The following is a 709-nucleotide window of genomic DNA, read 5'->3' on the forward strand; positions in this document are numbered from 1 at the left end:
TGTTGGCATCCCTGCCCCACCGGGGGCCGGATGCATGGATGCCGTAAAAAGTGCAGCCCAGGTGAATCCGACAAAAAAAGCATTTGCATTTTTCCCGGAAGTTTGCTATACTATATTAGTTCCCCGCAACGGGGGAACGCAAATACAGAATGTGCGGTCGTAGCTCAGCTGGATAGAGCGTTGGACTCCGACAACTGTGGCACGTTAGGCAACCGGCAAGAAATTGCTCGGCATAACGTGAAAAAGCAGGCGCATCACCCGGTGGTTCACGGTAGACTGACCACGAATTGACCACCAACCCGATTTTCACAATTTTATACGATGAATCTCGTCCCAGCGACGATTTTCATAAATGTGCGGTCGTAGCTCAGCTGGATAGAGCGTTGGACTCCGACTCCAAAGGCCAGAGGTTCGAATCCCCCCGGCCGCACCAAAAAAGGTCGCTGTATTGCAGTACAGCGACCTTTTTTATTTTGTCACGGCTTAGTGCTTGTCAATCCATTTTTTGACTATGTACGCGGTAACATCGGCCATGACAGACACGAAAAAACTGATAAGATAGCTCATGGAATCTCCTTTCCGTGCTGGTTTTGTAATTGGGCAGCACGAGAGCTATTTTATCAGTTTTTGTTTTTATGGGAAGATTGGTTTTATCTTTCGGCCAGATTCCATATCCGCAATCCCTGCTTTTCCGCATACCGCAGTGTAT

General features: G+C 48.4%; 1 protein-coding gene and 1 tRNA gene. One reads left to right on the forward strand and one right to left on the reverse strand.

What is annotated here, in order from left to right; genetic code table 11:
- Nucleotides 1-356: 356 nt before the first annotated feature.
- Nucleotides 357-433 (forward strand) — tRNA-Arg (locus H6B10_RS14850).
- 60 nt (nucleotides 434-493) lie between these two features.
- Here H6B10_RS14850 and H6B10_RS14855 read toward each other — a convergent pair.
- The coding region (locus tag H6B10_RS14855) for a hypothetical protein (protein ID WP_204652293.1) at nucleotides 494-709 on the reverse strand (216 nt) is incomplete at its 5' end.

This window comes from Gemmiger formicilis, assembly GCF_016901605.1.
Taxonomy (GTDB): domain Bacteria; phylum Bacillota; class Clostridia; order Oscillospirales; family Ruminococcaceae; genus Gemmiger; species Gemmiger formicilis_B.